At 50.9% G+C, this 16,038-nt stretch carries 13 protein-coding genes and 1 pseudogene; 4 read left to right on the forward strand and 10 right to left on the reverse strand.

All coding sequences use genetic code 11. The annotated features are described in order from the left end of the window. Positions 1-30: 30 nt before the first annotated feature. The 8 genes from TREPR_RS15870 to TREPR_RS15905 are packed head-to-tail and all read right to left on the reverse strand — an operon-like array spanning position 31 to position 8,143. On the reverse strand, positions 31-321 hold the full coding sequence (locus tag TREPR_RS15870) for a YciI family protein (RefSeq protein ID WP_015709366.1): 291 nt from the start codon (positions 319-321) through the stop codon (positions 31-33). A gap of 23 nt (positions 322-344) precedes the next feature. After that, the gene (locus tag TREPR_RS15875) at positions 345-1,061 is read right to left on the reverse strand and encodes an amidohydrolase family protein (protein WP_015709367.1); all 717 of its coding nucleotides are present in this window, start codon (positions 1,059-1,061) and stop codon (positions 345-347) included. A 5-nt stretch (positions 1,062-1,066) separates the two neighbouring features. Then, the gene (locus tag TREPR_RS15880) at positions 1,067-1,894 is read right to left on the reverse strand and encodes an inositol monophosphatase family protein (protein ID WP_015709368.1); all 828 of its coding nucleotides are present in this window, start codon (positions 1,892-1,894) and stop codon (positions 1,067-1,069) included. Between the two features lie 8 nt (positions 1,895-1,902). Next, positions 1,903-2,967: an ABC transporter ATP-binding protein gene (locus tag TREPR_RS15885; RefSeq protein ID WP_015709369.1), complete on the reverse strand. Its 1,065-nt coding sequence runs from the start codon at positions 2,965-2,967 to the stop codon at positions 1,903-1,905. 41 nt (positions 2,968-3,008) lie between these two features. Continuing rightward, positions 3,009-4,670, reverse strand: coding sequence for an ABC transporter permease (locus TREPR_RS15890; protein WP_015709370.1), 1,662 nt, complete (start codon positions 4,668-4,670; stop codon positions 3,009-3,011). 60 nt (positions 4,671-4,730) lie between these two features. Next, the gene (locus TREPR_RS15895; RefSeq protein WP_015709371.1) at positions 4,731-5,786 is read right to left on the reverse strand and encodes an ABC transporter substrate-binding protein; all 1,056 of its coding nucleotides are present in this window, start codon (positions 5,784-5,786) and stop codon (positions 4,731-4,733) included. Between the two features lie 38 nt (positions 5,787-5,824). Further along, entirely contained in the window at positions 5,825-6,601 is a 777-nt protein-coding gene (locus TREPR_RS15900) for an SDR family oxidoreductase (RefSeq protein ID WP_015709372.1), read from the reverse strand. A gap of 18 nt (positions 6,602-6,619) precedes the next feature. Further along, a complete protein-coding gene (locus tag TREPR_RS15905) occupies positions 6,620-8,143 on the reverse strand; it encodes an FGGY-family carbohydrate kinase (RefSeq protein ID WP_015709373.1) in 1,524 nt (507 codons plus the stop codon). A 156-nt stretch (positions 8,144-8,299) separates the two neighbouring features. On the opposite strand from TREPR_RS15905, the gene TREPR_RS15910 reads away from it, so the two are divergent. From TREPR_RS15910 to TREPR_RS15925, 4 genes and pseudogenes are all read left to right on the forward strand, one after another. Beyond that, complete coding sequence (locus tag TREPR_RS15910; protein WP_015709375.1) at positions 8,300-9,358, forward strand: Eco57I restriction-modification methylase domain-containing protein; 1,059 nt, start codon at positions 8,300-8,302, stop codon at positions 9,356-9,358. A 30-nt stretch (positions 9,359-9,388) separates the two neighbouring features. After that, positions 9,389-9,859: pseudogene (locus tag TREPR_RS15915) on the forward strand (BsuBI/PstI family type II restriction endonuclease); the annotation flags it as partial. A gap of 61 nt (positions 9,860-9,920) precedes the next feature. Continuing rightward, positions 9,921-10,997 carry a LacI family DNA-binding transcriptional regulator gene (locus tag TREPR_RS15920; RefSeq protein WP_169313433.1) on the forward strand — a complete coding sequence of 359 codons (1,077 nt, stop codon included), beginning with the start codon at positions 9,921-9,923 and terminating at the stop codon, positions 10,995-10,997. 100 nt (positions 10,998-11,097) lie between these two features. Beyond that, a complete protein-coding gene (locus TREPR_RS15925) occupies positions 11,098-12,027 on the forward strand; it encodes an OmpA family protein (RefSeq protein ID WP_015709378.1) in 930 nt (309 codons plus the stop codon). Between the two features lie 112 nt (positions 12,028-12,139). On the opposite strand, the gene pyk is transcribed toward TREPR_RS15925, so the two are convergent. Then, complete coding sequence (gene pyk / locus TREPR_RS15930; protein ID WP_015709379.1) at positions 12,140-13,933, reverse strand: pyruvate kinase; 1,794 nt, start codon at positions 13,931-13,933, stop codon at positions 12,140-12,142. An 86-nt stretch (positions 13,934-14,019) separates the two neighbouring features. Beyond that, a complete protein-coding gene (uvrB, locus tag TREPR_RS15935; protein WP_015709380.1) occupies positions 14,020-16,011 on the reverse strand; it encodes an excinuclease ABC subunit UvrB in 1,992 nt (663 codons plus the stop codon). Between the last annotated feature and the right edge of the window lie 27 nt (positions 16,012-16,038).

Here is a 16,038-nt window from a genome sequence, read left to right on the forward strand (position 1 = left end):
CGTTACTAGGTCCGGACGAACTGTGGGACATTAATCCTTCAGCAAGTAATTGTTTTCCTCATTTCCCTCTATCCACTCATAGAGGACATACCCGGTAAAATAGCCTGCTGTGGTATGAGGGTCCATCTTCACATACCCATCGGCTTCATCGTAGCTATCTGCCTCAAGGACCTGTATAGCTTTATGGGTATCCTTAAGGGGGCCGCACATAAAGAGGATGTTTTTCTTCCGCAGGGCTTTAAGGTGATCTATATGCCTAATCAAAGCATCCCTTGGCTGGGGCTTATCACTTATATCAAAGATAGCAACGAATTTAGACATACGCTATTCCCCTTAGGCCCCTTTTATTTAAAGCCCAAAATCCCCGCAACGGTACCGCCGATAATCTGCTCAAATTCCGTATCGTTACGGACAATCCGTTCTATCTTTTTATATTCCGCTTCATAGTCTGCAAAGGGACCATCGGTACCCCACATCATTTTTGAGGCAGATGTTTTTTCCAGAACCTTGCCTGTTTCAAACGGAGGCACCCGGGAAGTTTCAAGATACAAATTGTCGTTTTCATTAGCTAGTTCGCAGGCCAACTCCCATTCCCAAAAAAAGCCGCAGTGGGCCATAATCAGAGGAACCTGGGGGAAACGGCGGGCCATGCGGTCGAATTCCAGAGGACAGTTGTACAGATCCGAAGCTCCATGAACAATGATCACCGACTTATGGGCCTGGACGATCTCAAACAGGGAATCGCAAAGGGCGTGATCGCTCAAGCGGAAACCGCAGAGTGTGGGGTGCAGCTTTAGTCCCTTAAAGCCTGAACTCAGACAGCGCTCCAATTCATCCGTGGCTCGTTTCTTTTCCCACGGATTCACCGCACAGAAAGGAATCAACCGATCAGGAAATTCTGTCACATACCGGGGAATATCCTGATTGTTGAAGAATCCTTCGGTAAAGGGAAAAATAATCGTCTTATCAATCCCGATGGTATCCATGCGTTCTACTACTTGTTTTCCACTCCAGACTGCAGCGCCTTCTCCGGCATGGCTGTGTGCATCGATCTTTAGCATATCCGTTACTCCTTCTCCAAAATAATATCCTCTATGGTTTTGCGAAGCTGATCGAAAATAATTGGATTCGCTCCCAGGATTCCGACGGCTTTGGTATAATCCCAACTATCAGGCGCCAGAGCTTCAAGGCGGGCACCGGCTTCCCGCAGGATAATAGAAGCCCCTGCATAGTCCCATGGGCTCAGATGCAACTCGTAGAAAGCATCGTGGCGTCCGCAGGCGACATAACACAGATCCAGGGCGGCGCATCCCGCCCTGCGTAAATCACAGCAGCCAACGGTGAATACCCTACCCAGAATCTTCATAGCCAGTTCAGCACGGTCATGATAATAGGACGCCGTACCAAAACCAATCAGCGCTGTCTTATAGGGCCTGTTTGAGACCTTAATCGGATGGCCATTCAGAAAAGCGCCTTGTCCCAGAATGGCGGAAAAGAGTTCATCCACATAGGGGTTGTATACCACACCGAATATCCCTGTGGTCCCCCTGAGCAAAGCAACGGAAATGGCGGAATGCCGGTATCCATTAATAAAATTTTGAGTCCCGTCTATGGGATCGATGATCCAGGTATATTCACCCAGGGCAGGAACCGTTTCCTGTTCTTCCTCCAAAATAAACACCGCCCCGAAAATTAGTGGGCTGAGCTTTTCCACAAGCAGACGCTGTACCCTGATATCCACTTCTGTTGCATAATTTTCATGGCCCTCTTTTGTAAAAATCGTATAGTCATGGGCCCGGCATATTTCCCGGCCCGCTTCACGGACAATTTCCACAACCCTTTTTGCCAAGCCGCTAATATCCGGACCTTCCGAAATATCCGTCGTTCCCTGCATATAATGTCCTATTCCGCCACCAGATGGGGCTTTCCCGCGGTCCATGTCATAAAAACAGAACCCCTAAGGGCTTCTGTCCCTGTATCAAATGCATCAACGATCCATTCTTTATCGGCTTCATCCCGGAGGAAATACCGTACCTTTTCACCTAAGAACATAGAATGTTCTACATCACAGGGCAAACTCACTTCCCCCGGCACAGCCTGGGTGGAAAGCCGTATTGATTCAGGACGAATACTGAAGGTGATAGTTCCCGTTTCCGTAGAGTTCAGATCTCCTATCACTTTCTGGCCGCAGTAAGAAAAAGCGGCAGCGCCATTTACCGGTTCGTTTTGGCCGGAAATAAAATTGGTGGTGCCGATAAAATCCGCCACAAACTTGGTCCGGGGACTAAAATAAATTTCCCGGGGAGTTCCGTATTGCTGTACCGTGCCGTGGTTCAATACCAGAATCTTATCGGACATAGAAAGGGCTTCCTGCTGATCATGGGTAACATAAAGCATAGTTATTTTCATTTTCTGCTGAATCATCCGCAGCTCCACCCGCACAGACTCCCGCAGTTTGGCGTCTAGGTTAGAAAGGGGCTCATCCAGCAGGAGTAGTTCCGAATTATTCACCATGGCCCGGGCAATGGCCACCCGTTGCTGCTGCCCCCCGGACATCTGATTGGGGAACCGTTTTTCCAACCCGGTTAGATTAACCAGTTCCAGAACCGACCGCACCCGGGTGGCAATTTCGGTCTTAGGAACCTTCCGGTTCCTGAGACCATAGGCAATATTTTCGTGTACTGTCATATGGGGGAAAAGGGCATATTCCTGGAATACCATGGGTGTATTCCGTTTTTGCGGAGGCAGAGGGGCAATATCTTTTCCGTTGAGCAAAATAGCGCCGCTATCAAGATGATAAAACCCCGCTATCATACGCAGCAGTGTTGTTTTACCACACCCCGAAGGCCCCAAAAAGGTAATAAACTTGCCCCGTTCCAAATCAAGGTTGACATGGTTAATCACCGTATGATCATCAAAAATTTTTACAGCATCGCTGATTTTCAGTAAAATATCGGATTCGCCCATTTACTATATCTCCTCTTAGCCCACTTCTGTCTTTATTTGTTTTATAGATCAAAAATATTAATCTTATCTTTCAGCAAAAGCTTGGCTATCCCGAAGGTAATCAGAATAATCAACATCATCCCCAGAGCAGTAGCTGCCGCCCCACCGTAGCTGCCAAAATCCGCCAGATTCAATATACTATTGGATGCCAGATTCCACCGGGGGGATACCAGGAAAATAACTGTACTTAGAGTATTCATACATTTCATAAAGCTATAAACCAAACAAATAGAAAGAGGATTTTTCAACATAGGCATAACAATGGTAACAAAGGTATGCACACTGCCGCTGCCCAGATTAGCGGCTGCTTCCTCTATAGATTTATCGATCTGCTTGAACCCCGCCACAGCGTTTCGATACCCTACAGGAATTTGGCGAATAGTCATACCAATGACGATTATCGCTGCAGAACTGGTAAGCATCAGAGGCGGGGAATTGAAGGAAATCAACAGGGCAAGACCGATAAAGGTACCGGGCAAACAGGCCGGCAGCATGGCAAGAAAATCCGCCAAACCCCGCCCCGGGAAACGCTTACGGTTAACCAGGTAACCCAACATCACCCCAATGGATGCGGTCACCGCAGCTGCCACCAGAGAAAGATGCCAACTATTCCCCATGGTTTTCGAAGTAATTACATTGCTGTAAAAATGTTTCAATACAAAAGTATTATTTACTCCGAAGGTTTCGGTAAAGGAAAATCCAACCACACCACCAATCAGGAGCATAATCATCAAACTGATAACTGAACAAATAACGAACAATACCACTTTAACCGGCAGAGATACAACATCCCGCACCAATCTGCCGGAGGGTTTCCCCGTAACAGTCACATAGGACCGGCGGTCTAAAAAATATTTTTGCAAAATAAAAACCAAAAGTGACGGGGCTACCAGAAAAAGGCTCAAAGCCGCTGCCAATGGCATATCGTAATTACCGGTCACTGTAGTATAGGCCAGGGTCGCCAAGGTACCGTAATTACCCCCTACCAGCTTGGGATTGCCGAAATCCGCCAAGGCGTTGATAAATACCAGCAAAAAGGCGCTGGCTATCCCGGGAATAGCCAGGGGCAGGGTTACGGTTCGAAAAAGCCTCAGCCCCGATGCCCCCAAATTTTGAGCTGACAGCTCCACATTGGAGCTGATGGATTTCAGCACCCCGGAGATAGTTATATACGCCAAGGGGAAAAAAGCGATACTTTGAACAATCCACAATCCAAACCAACCATAGGGATCAAAATGTAGCCTGAAAATACGGTAGGTAATTACTCCGCGCCGTCCAAAAAGCAGCAAAAACGAAAGCCCGGTCATTACTGATGGCGCCATATTAGGGAGTAGCGCCAGGACACGAAAAAACTTTTTGCCGGGAATATTGGTATAGTTCATAGCATAGGCAAAAGAAAAGCCCATGACAATAGCGGTTACTGTTGCTAACAATGAAGAAGCCATGGTATGCCAAAAAGCCTGAAATACCTTATTGGAGGTGAACGCAGTTTTCCAATCCGCCAATGTGGGAAGAAAAATCAATTTGGAGAATGGATAGATGATAAAAACTAAAAAGGTAAGAAATACCAGCGAAATCAAAATCGTCAGGCCGGGATCCTTAAACATATCCGCCGCATCAATCAAAAACCCCTTTTTTTCTTTCGTCTTAGCTACATTTTTCATTTACAGCCCCGCAGTGTTTTTACCGAACCTCGTGTTACCGAAGGTCCGGTAAAAAATTTACTATTTACCTGTCTTTGAGTTGAAGGTAGCCAGGACATCAGCCTTATGTACAGCCCCTTCAACGGGATCATAATTCCGGTTAATAGGTATATCCTTTAGTCCTATACCACCGTCAGGAGGATTTGCATCCGTCCGTACTGCCAGTGTGGAAGCTACTTTTACCATGGCATCGATCGCTTCCTTGGTCAGACAGAAATCAATAAACTGCCGGGTAACAGGATCGTTTTCCGATCCGGCGACAACAGAAATGGGGATCATGCTCCATCCAGCCCCTTCGTAGGCAATACTTTTCAGGGGATACCCGGAGTTACGAACCAGGACCTGATCGGTAAGATAATTGATACAGATAAGGTATTCCCCTAAACCAGTTTTTTCAGCAGGGGTATAACCACTGGAGGTATACTGTCCAACCTGCTTATTTAATCCTTCAAGGAAAGCCCAGCCCCGGGTTTCTCCCATATAGGCAAGAACAGAATCGACAAAATTATACCCCGTACCGGATGATGTCGGATCAGGCATAATAATTTCACCCTTAAACAGGGGATTCAGGAGGTCTTCCAGCTTAGTGGGCTCTGGTATTCCCTTTCCGGCAAATTCCTCTTTCCAGCGTTCAGTGTTGAGCCCAATAGAAAGAACTTCCAAGTGTTGTGTTTTATATACCCCAGCAGAATCCCTGAATTCGGTGGGGATAAAATTTTCCTCGGGAGAAACATAGGAGGCCAGCAGATTCTTAGCCTTAAGGTTCTCATGGGCATCCACGGTCCCTCCCATGAACACACTCACCGTGGGTCTGTCCGCTTCCGCCACCAGTTTAGCGGTGGCCTCTCCGGTGGGCATACGCAGATAGGACACCTTAGCACCGGTCTTTGCCTCGAAAAGTTCCGCCAGGGTCTTAACCATACTCTCGTGATAGGCAACCAGGACATTCAAATTTTTTCCAGCGAGACTTCCATTAGCATTGCTTCCGGCTACGTTGCTGCCTTGGGTCTTACTGTTGCCGCATGAGGCCAGTACCAAAAAGGGAATAGTCAGTGATAAAACCAAAAACTTCTTCATTTTCACTCCTCCATACTAAAAATAACTTCCACCCGTATTCAGATACAGGTAAACGCCCCGTCAATTACAAAGTCTGACCCGGTGGTAAATGCGCTGGAATCTCCTGCAAGGTACACCGCAATGGCCTGCAACTCCTCAGGCCTCCCCAGCCGATGCAGGGGCGCCATGGCGTTCCATTTTTCAATCAGGGGTTTCAGGGTAGGCGAACTCAGGGTTAAATCCGTTCCTATATAGCCCGGACTGATGCAGTTGACCCGCACGTTTTTCAGCGCCCACTCCACGGCCAGGGATTTGGTCAGCTGTATAACCCCCGCCTTTGACGCATTGTAAGAACACTGGGGTTGGGGCACATTAACGATGTGGGCCGACATAGATGCGGTATTAATAATTGAGCCGCCCCCCTGTTTTATCATCACTTTTCCTGCTGCCTGGGCGGTAAGAAAAACCCCGGTAAGGTTGATATTGATAACCTTATTCCAATCTTCCAGGGTCATCTCCTCGGCAGGAATATTCATACAAATTCCCGCATTGCAAAAAGCCACATCAATCCTGCCGAAGCTCTTAAGGATGCTCTCGATCATAGAATCCACATCAGCTTTTTTGGTGACATCCGCCTTAAGGGCCAGGGTTTTCCTGCCCGTAAGCCTGGCAATTTCTTCCGCCGAAGCCTTTGCGGTCCCTTCGTCGGTATCGACCAGGGCCACATCCGCCCCTGCCTCTGCCAGAGCGATGGCGATGTTATAGCCAATCCCCCTAGCGCCGCCCGTTACAAAGGCTTTTTTATTATCAAGTCTTAGTTTTTCAATGATTCCCATTTTTTCCTCCGATATGTTTTATAGTTTGCTCAATTCTGCAAAATCACCTTTTAAGTTTCCGTATATGGACTTATAAACCATAAACAAGCGGTCGTAGATCTTCTGCGCCTCCCCATTGGGTCTCACAGGCTCGTCAAAAACCTGCCAGTTTTGGACATCCTCGTAGCTGAAACACCCGGTTCCCACTCCAGCAAGGATCACATCCCCCAGATTCGCCTCCACATCATCCTTGGGACAGAGAATCGAATGGCCCGTAACATCGGCGATGATCTGCCGCCACAAGGGAGACTTAGCGGCGCCCCCGGCTACCAGAATAGATTCGCCGATATCAGTGTTGGTACTTTCCATAGAATCCCGCAGGGAATAGGCCACCCCCTCAAGGAAGGCCCGGTAGATATGCCCCCTGGTGTGGGTCAGGCTTAGGCCAACCAGGGTTCCCCGGGCGTTGGTGTCCCAGATGGGGCTCCGCTCTCCCATAAAGTAGGGGAGCAGGATCAGGCCTTCACTGCCGGGGCCTATCCCGGTGGCTAATTTATCCAGGGCTCTATAGGCGTCGGGGCCGCCGTTCTGTTCGGCGATCCGTTCCGGCTGGCCAAAATTGTCCCGGAACCACTTGATCAGGGCGCCTGCGGTAGCGGCCCCGCCAAAGGAATAGGACAGGGTTTTCGCATCCTTCACATAGGGCATCTCGATAAGGCCCTGGGCGGGAATGGGTTTGTCGTGGATCAGGGCGGCGCACATGGAGGTTCCGATGGCGGTGGCGTAGGTCCCGGGCTTGAACACCCCAAGCCCCAGGGTCGCCACCACGCAGTCAACCCCGCCGGCGCATACGGGGGTTCCCTCCTTCAGCCCCAGGTCCTCCGCCACGGCTTTGGTCAAATGCCCCACGATGTCGCTGGACTCAACGATACGTTGAGGCATCATGCTCAGGGGAATGCCCATCTCGGCGAGCAGCTCCGCAGACCAGGTCCGGGTATTCATATCAAAGATGCCACCGATATTGCCCGCCGAGGAATAGTCCACCGCGATTTCCCCGGTCCACTGATAGATCACATAGGCGTTGGGGGGCAGAAACAGCTTGGTTTTCTTCCAATTATCAGGCTCGTTATCCTTAATCCAAAGTATTTTCGTGTATCCATAATAAGGATCGGTCCCGTTATGGGTGATCTTCCGTATCCGGTCTATGCCTATATGCTCCAGCACCCACTTTTCCTGGGCTCCGGCCCGGCGATCCATCCATATAAGACAGGGCCGCAGGGGCTTCATATCCCCGTCCAGGGGAATGCCGGAACCGCCGTAGAGGCCACTCACCGCAAGCCCCGCAATATCCCCGGCATTACAGCCGCTTTTTTTCACCAGCTCCCGGATTGAGGCATTGCACGCCTCCAGCCAGACCTGGGGCCACTGCTCCGCCCAGAGCGCCCGGGGGGTTAACACATCGTAGGTTTTCAGGCTGGAAGCGATAAGCTTACCCCCCGTATCCATGAGTATGGACTTGGTTCCCGACGTCCCAATATCAATTCCAACCAGATACTTTGCCATAAGTACATCCTCGATTGAACCACAAGTTTGACACAAACAAACGATTGCGCAATCGTTAACGCAACTGTTTAAGTATGGTAACACTGAAAATTTCACCTGTCAAGAAAAAAGTTTAAAAAATATTGGAAAATAACAAGAAGGCGCCCGGCGCCGAATTTGTCAAAAGTACTCGAATCCAGCGGGCGTAATAGCGTCCTAAACTCCAAATCCTTTACACGCCCCTGTTTTACAGTTATCTTTACAGTAGAAATAAGTATATTAGCCCTTCAGGAACTTGCCGTCACCCGCCAAGCCCGTATCTCCACGGTCAAAGCCTCCCATAAGGAAGAATTTGCCCAGTACCTTACCCCCTTCGAAATTGCCCGGTACATGGCAGAATTGACGCTCCGCTATAAAAGAACAGACACGCCACAATTTGGTCGTCCCATTGTAATCCTCGATCCCGGAGCGGGTTCAGGCATACTTGCAGGTTCTCTTGTCAATTTCTTGCAAAGACAGCACCAAAACATCCCCTTATCTCTTGAAGCTTGGGAGATAGACCCCACGATATTCGATACCCTCGACCAAACTTTAAGCCATCTCGGAGTTCCGTATACCATACGCCGGGAAGATTTTATCTCCCAAATGAGCCATGAAATTTACAGGAAGCTGAACCGCCAATATGACCTTATCATCATGAACCCGCCATACAAGAAGATAAATTCCGGTACTATCTACCGCGGTGACTTGCATGACATTGGTATCGAAACAGTAAATACCTATAGTGCCTTTATAGCTATAGCCGTAAAATTACTTGCAGAAGGCGGCGTCCTCACAGCCATTGTTTCACGCAGTTTTTGTAACGGCCTTTATTTTTTGCCTTTTAGAAAATTCCTTAACGCAAACATTGTTATCCGTCATATCCATTCTTTTGAGAAACGTGATACTGCCTTTGCCGATGAAAAAGTCCTGCAGGAAAATATCATCATCACGCTCCAAAAATCAAAAGGCCGCAAAAAGCCTATAACGATTAGCCATTCTGTTGATAAGATATTTTCAGGATATTTTGAATTTTCAGGTCACACCCAGGTTAATGCAACCGATTTGCGCAATATGTGGTATCCTTCCAGAGAAACACTCATCAAATTCGGCCATCTTGTCCAGGGTAAAGCTATTGATGAATATGACACTGTTTATACAACATTAAACAAACAGGAAAAAAATGGCGGCCAATAATAATGGCATGAAGGCCCAAAACTTTCAGAAGCCCTACAGGTACTTGTTGACCTTGATGTCCCCAGAGCCCTGCAGAACGACCGCACCGCTCTTTGCTTATTGGCATTATTGGATATTAAACCTGAAAGCAAATGGGAAGATGCAAAAACTCCTCTTATTGGTATAACACCCATAATGGACTATGCCAAGAATAATTATGATAAGGATTATGCCCCCAATTCGCGCGAAACTTTTCGCCGTTTCAGTATGCACCAGTTAGTAGAAGCCGGAATTGCCCTCTATAACCCCGATAAGCCGGATCGTCCTGTAAATAGCCCTCATGCAGTCTATCAAATATCTGCGGCAGCAGTCCTTCTTATCAAACATTTTGGGACTAAAGCTTTTGCGCCCCTTTTGACCGACTTCAAAGCAAAAGTCGGCTCCCTTGCAGAACGCTACCAGCAAGTACGCAATATGGCGATGATACCCGTTCAAATTTCCGGTGATAAGTTTTTAGGGTAATCATGCTGTATCTCCTTGTTTTTCTTTGACACAGGTGCAAAAAATGAATAGCATGGGGATTATGGATGAACAAAAGGACGATTCTGGCACCGGATCAGTACAAAATGGCAAATTTCGCAAACCAACTATGAAAGATGTGGCGGAAGCCGCAGGGGTATCCATAACCACGGTCTCCCATGTCCTGAATGAGACCCGTTTTGTCTCTCAGGAAGTAACAACCAAGGTCAAAAATGCGGTGGAATCCCTCAATTTTAGGGCCAATCCCATTGCGCGGAACCTCAGAAGCGGGGAATCACGGATTATTGGCTTTGTGGTATCCAACCTGGAGCACTACTTTTATGTCAATATTGCCAAGGGTATTGAAAAAACTATCAATTCCCTGGGGTACCAACTGGTTCTTATTGATTCGGCGGAAAACAAGGACGCTGAAATCAAAAATATAGAATCCCTCTATCTCCGGGGGACCGATGGTATCATCATAGCCCCCACGACTACCGATTGCGGCTACCTGAAAAACATAGTGCCCCCGGACTTCCCCCTGGTTTTTGTGGACAGGCAGCCCGTCGCCTACCAGGCCGATTGTGTCCTCCTCAACAATTCCGGGGCCGCTTATGAGGCAACCCGGTACCTGTTGAATAAGGGGCATACAAAAATCGGCTTTGTTTCCTTTCATTTTGGGGAAACCGACATCGATCCCACCATTATGGAGCGTATTGAAGGGTATAAACGGGCATACCGGGATGCGGAGCTTACAATTGAAGAGAAGCTCATCAGGGCAGTCCACGGAGGATCTTCCACCCCGGCGGAACTCCGCTATGCCGAACCGTATACTATAATGAAGGAATTTCTCGGCTCTTCGGTCCAGGCGGTGCTCTGTGGAAACAGCCTGGCGGCGATCGGGGTATTCTCCTGCCTTAAGGAGGCTTCGGTCAAAATCCCCGGGGATATCGCCCTGATCAGCTTCGATGACGATCTCTGGCTTTCTATGGCTACCCCCTGTATCTCCGCAGTAGCCCAACCCGCCGAATCCATAGGCTCCACCGCTGCCCGGCAGCTTTTAAAACGGCTTCAGACAAAAACGATGAATTATGAGACCATTCGGCTGAATGCGGAGATTATTTACCGGGAGTCCTGTTAACTTTATAGTAGAAAATGCCGAAAATTTACGAATGAAACACTTTCTTTGTTTCTATTGCAATATACTTTTATATTGAATTATACTAAATCTAGGAGTTTTCATGAAAAAAACATTGTCAGCTATCTTGGGATTTCTAATCATATTGTGTGTCCTTTCATGCGCCGCAGCCCCGCCGCCTGCGCCGCCGCCTCCGGTAGAGGTGCCGCCCCCCCCTCCGCCGCCGCCACCTCCTCCGCCCCCGCCGCCTCCCCCGCCGCCGCCTGAACCTGATGCGGAAATTGTGGAGGAACCTGATCTTGAAGGCCCGGTATTGAACGCTGTTTTCTCGTCGGATCTTTTCAGCCCCGATGGGGATGGTGAAAACGATGAGATGTTTATTGAGCTGAGCGCCGAGGATGAAGCGGGCATCTGGAGTTGGATGATTGAAATTTTCGACCCTGAGCCTTCGACTAATCTGTTCTTCAGGATAAGCGGCGAAGGGAAACCTCCCTCGAAACTTGTCTGGGACGGCCACAGCAACATCACCGGCGAGCTGGTACAATCCGCTTCGGATTATCCCTGTGCCTTCACGGTAACCGACACTCTGGGCAATGTATCAATCATACGCGGAGTAATCCGGGTGGATATTCTGGTTATACGGGAAGGAGATCTGCTCCGGGTACAGGTGCCGTCCATTGTGTTCGGGTCCAATTCCGGGGGCTTCGACGGCCTTTCAAAGGAAGTCATCGATAACAACGAATTTATTCTCACCCGTATTGCAGAGGTTCTGAACAAATTTGACGCCTACAAAATTTCGGTTGAGGGCCATACAAACCCCCTGACCCGGGCTGAACGGGAACGCCCATCGGCGGCGGATCGTAGGCTCAGTGAACAGCGGGCAAATACCGTGGTGGATCACCTGGTAAACCTCGGGGTAGATCGCAGCCGCCTGAGCGCTTTTGGTATCGCCGGCGCCCGGCCTATCGTCCCCCTGGAGGACAAGGATAACTGGTGGAAAAACCGGCGGGTTGAGTTCCTGCTGGTGCGGTAAATACTAAAAAATCTTTTGGGTTATTGGTAATGGGGGCTTTGCGGATGGTTTTCCGCAAAGCCCCTTTTTACTGTAGGGGTGTTGGGCGCCCTAAAAGGGAACCTGAGGAACCCTACAGGGTCCCTTCGTAGATCAGTTTCTCCGCCCCATCCAGGGTTACCGTGGAATTTTCCTCAAATAAATTCATTGCCCCCGGTACTTGGGCCACATAGACCACATTGGGGTTGATATTCTTGATATGCTCCCGGGACAATTCCGAAGTCCCCTCAAGGATAACGCCGTCCACGATGCGGATAATGGGGGTAAAGGATTCATCCAGGGTATGGGTCAGGAGTATTTCCCCCCCCTTGCTCCGAAGCCACCGGGCCGCCTCTACAAGGTTTTCCGCCTTAATCACCCGGCCGGTACAGCGGCCGCCGAAGCCCCGGGCACCCCGGCCCAGTACGGTACCGATTACATGGACCCTGATGCTGTTGGTGGTTATGGGCGAATTGACCGGCAGCCCCGCCACTACCACCACCTTATCCGCAGATGCGGCAAAGCCTTCCTTGATCGCGGCACCGATAGCCCCCTGGATCATGGCCTCCGAATCCTCTTCCCTCTGTACCTCCACTGGGACCACCCCCCAATAGAGGAGGAGCCGCCGGCGCACCTTTTCACTGGGGGTAGCCGCCACAATACAGCGTTGGGGACGGCGCTTGCTCACCAGCTGGGCGGTAAGGCCGCTCAGGGTGGGCATGATGATACAGGAAGCGCCGATAGCGTCGGCGGTGTTAACCGCAGCCCCGGCGATGACCTGGCCCAGATCCTGTTCGTGGAAGGTTCTGCGGCGTTCCCACATGTTGTTCCGGTATTCCTCCGAAGACTCCGCCGCCAGGGCGATGCGGTCCATCACTTCTACCGCCGCTTCAGGCCAGGCGCCGTTGGCGGTTTCTCCGGAAAGCATCACGCAGTCCGTGCCGTCCAGGATAGCGTTGGCCACATCCCCCGCTTCAGCCCGGGTAGGCCGGGAGTTATGGGTCATGGAGTCCAACATCTGGGTGGCGGTGATCACCGGCTTTCCCTCTTTATTGCAGAGGCTGATGATCCGTTTCTGTTCCAGGGGCACCCGTTCAGGGGGTATCTGCACCCCTAGGTCTCCCCGGGCTACCATTATCCCGGCAGAAACCCGGATAATTTCTTCGATATTTTGCAGCCCCTCATCGTCTTCAATTTTAGCAATAACCTGCATATCCGAACCGATGGAGACCAGGTATTTCTGTATGGCCGTAACATCCGAAGCCTTGCGGATAAAGGAAGCCGCCACATAATCCATCTCCTGTTCATGGCCAAACCGGAGATCATCCATATCCTTTTCAGACATAGCCGGAAGCCGGGTGTGCACCCCCAGGATGTTCACATTTTTCCTGCCCCCCAATTCTCCCCCGGTTTCAACCCGGCAGCGCATGACCCGTCCCTCAAGGGAAAGAACATCCAGGGAAAAAATCCCATCCGCAATAAGGATCCGGGCGCCTGGCCGTATATCATCTGCCAGGGATTGGTAACTCACGGTGATCCGCCCTTTACTGGTAAAAGCGCCCTCCTCACCATAGAGGGCCGTCGCATCGGCTTCGGCGATCACATCCAATTTTTCACCGGAAACCAACTCGACAATACCGTTGTCCCTGATCTTGCCGGTGCGAATTTCCGGGCCCTTGGTATCCAGGATCAGGGCAATGGGAACCCCCTCGGCGGCGGCGGCCTCCCGGACCCGGGCTATCATCGCCCCATGATACCCATGTTCCCCATGGGAAAAATTAAACCGGGCCAGGTTCATCCCCTTACGGATTAGGGAACGGACCATTTCCAACGATTCTGTGGTAGGTCCCATGGTACAAATAATGTGGGTATTTCGGATTATTTTCATCGGATACCGCCTTTCCTGATGCAGGATAAGAATAGTATAGTACGCAGGGATGGATGTCCACAAGGAGACGAACCGATATTGACCCCCTACTTCTTCCCCACCTCGTTTATCTTCGCTATCTCGTCCCGTATCGCCGCAGCCTGCTCGTACTCTAAATTTTTGGCGTGTTCCAGCATCTCTCCTTCCAGGGCCCGGATGAGCTGCTTCCGCTGATTGGGTATGAGGACATTGTAGGACTTTTTGAGGACCTCCACCGCAGTGGCGGCGGCGTCCTTTTCTTCTTCGGCGTGGCGGGTCAGGATGTCTGCGATAGCCTTCTTTATCGTGGTAGGTGTGATGCCGTTTGCCTGGTTGTACTCTATCTGTACCTGCCGCCGCCGCTCGGTCTCCGCAATAGCCGCCGTCATGGCATCGCTCATACGGTCCGCGTACATGATCACCTTTCCTGCGGCGTTCCGGGCTGCCCGGCCTATGATCTGCACCAGGCTGGTCAGGGAGCGGAGGAAGCCTATCTTGTCCGCATCCAGGATTGCGATAAACGAAACTTCCGGAAGGTCGATGCCTTCCCGGAGGAGGTTGATCCCCACCAGAACATCGAAAACCCCCTGACGCAGTTGTGTCAGTATTTCTACCCGTTCTATGGTTTCAACTTCGCTGTGGATGTACCGGACCTTGAGACCCAGGCCGGTCAGGTAATCGGTCAGGTCTTCGGCCATCTTTTTGGTTAGGGTGAGTATCAGGGAACGCTCCCCGGCGGCAATGCGGCTGCGGATCTCACCGTAAATGTCCTCCATCTGGCCATCACTGGGGCGCACTTCAATAATCGGGTCCAGGAGCCCTGTGGGGCGTATCATTTGCTGGACCACCCGCTTGGACTGCTCCAGTTCGGCCTTGCCCGGGGTGGCGGACACGTAGACGGCCTTGTACAGCCGGCCGGCAAATTCGTCGTAGCGCAGAGGCCGGTTGTCCAGGGCGCAGGGCAGGCGGAAACCGTAGTCCACCAGGCTGGTTTTGCGGCTCCGGTCACCGGCGTACATGGCCCCAATCTGGGGGAGGGTCACGTGGCTCTCGTCAATAAAAGTAAGATGCTGCTTGGGGAAGTAGTCGATCAAGGTGTCCGGGGGATCCCCGGGTTTCCGGCCCGCCAGGGGGGCGGAGTAGTTCTCGATCCCCGGGCAATAGCCCATCTCGGTGAGCATCTCGATATCGTATTCCACCCGGGTCTTGAGCCGTTCTGCCTCCATGATCTTCCCGGTGTTTTTCAAAAACTCGTACCGGTCCGCCAGTTCGTCTTTGATACGGTCCAGGGCATTGTGGATCATCTCAGCGGGCATGACAAACTGTTTGGCCGGGTAGATCAAGGCCCGGTCCAGCTCCTCAAAGACCTGCCCGGAAACAGGATTAAATCGCCGTATCCGCTTGACCTGGTCCCAGTCTAGGTCCACCCGGTAGGCCTCCTCCAGGTAGGCGGGGAAAATTTCCAGGGTGTCCCCCCGGCGGCGGAAACGGCCCCGCTCCAGGACAGCATCGTTACGCTCGTACTGGAGTTCCACAAAGCGGCGAATCAGGGCGTCCACGTCGATGGTTTCCCCTACAGAAAAAGTGGCGGTCATGGTCCGGTAAATTTCCGGGGTAGCCAGGCCGTAGATGCAGGAGACCGTGGCCACGATGATCACATCTTCCCGCTCCATGAGGCTCCGAGTGGCGGAAAGGCGCAACCGTTCAATCTCATCATTGATGGATGCATCTTTTTCTATATAAAGGTCCCGGCTGGCCACATACGCTTCGGGCTGGTAGTAGTCGTAGTAGGAAACGTAGTACTCCACCGCATTGTGGGGGAAAAAGCCCTTGAATTCCCGGAACAGCTGGGCTGCCAGGGTCTTGTTGTGGCTGATGATCAGGGTGGGCATCTGCACCGACTCAATGATCTTCGCCATGGTAAAAGTTTTTCCCGAGCCGGTAACCCCCTGAAGGGTCTGGAACTGGTCCCCCGCCTTAATACCCTTTGCCAGGGCCGCAATTGCCTCCCCCTGATCCCCTGCGGGGCTAAAGGGGGACACTACTTCAAATGAACGCATGAAGTCAGTATGGTCTCATCGGAGAGA

Source organism: Treponema primitia ZAS-2, assembly GCF_000214375.1.
Taxonomy (GTDB): domain Bacteria; phylum Spirochaetota; class Spirochaetia; order Treponematales; family Breznakiellaceae; genus Termitinema; species Termitinema primitia.

Excerpts from the sequence above, each read along its gene's own strand:
- TREPR_RS15905 (WP_015709373.1), bottom strand. The coding sequence starts at position 8,143 with ATGGCAAAGTATCTGGTTGGAATTGATATTGGGACGTCGGGAACCAAG.
- TREPR_RS15895 (WP_015709371.1), bottom strand. The coding sequence starts at position 5,786 with ATGAAGAAGTTTTTGGTTTTATCACTGACTATTCCCTTTTTGGTACTG.
- TREPR_RS15880 (WP_015709368.1), bottom strand. The coding sequence starts at position 1,894 with ATGCAGGGAACGACGGATATTTCGGAAGGTCCGGATATTAGCGGCTTG.
- TREPR_RS15875 (WP_015709367.1), bottom strand. The coding sequence starts at position 1,061 with ATGCTAAAGATCGATGCACACAGCCATGCCGGAGAAGGCGCTGCAGTC.
- TREPR_RS15900 (WP_015709372.1), bottom strand. The coding sequence starts at position 6,601 with ATGGGAATCATTGAAAAACTAAGACTTGATAATAAAAAAGCCTTTGTA.
- TREPR_RS15885 (WP_015709369.1), bottom strand. The coding sequence starts at position 2,967 with ATGGGCGAATCCGATATTTTACTGAAAATCAGCGATGCTGTAAAAATT.
- TREPR_RS15920 (WP_169313433.1), top strand. The coding sequence starts at position 9,921 with ATGGATGAACAAAAGGACGATTCTGGCACCGGATCAGTACAAAATGGC.
- TREPR_RS15890 (WP_015709370.1), bottom strand. The coding sequence starts at position 4,670 with ATGAAAAATGTAGCTAAGACGAAAGAAAAAAAGGGGTTTTTGATTGAT.
- uvrB (WP_015709380.1), bottom strand. The coding sequence starts at position 16,011 with ATGCGTTCATTTGAAGTAGTGTCCCCCTTTAGCCCCGCAGGGGATCAG.
- TREPR_RS15870 (WP_015709366.1), bottom strand. The coding sequence starts at position 321 with ATGTCTAAATTCGTTGCTATCTTTGATATAAGTGATAAGCCCCAGCCA.
- TREPR_RS15925 (WP_015709378.1), top strand. The coding sequence starts at position 11,098 with ATGAAAAAAACATTGTCAGCTATCTTGGGATTTCTAATCATATTGTGT.
- pyk (WP_015709379.1), bottom strand. The coding sequence starts at position 13,933 with ATGAAAATAATCCGAAATACCCACATTATTTGTACCATGGGACCTACC.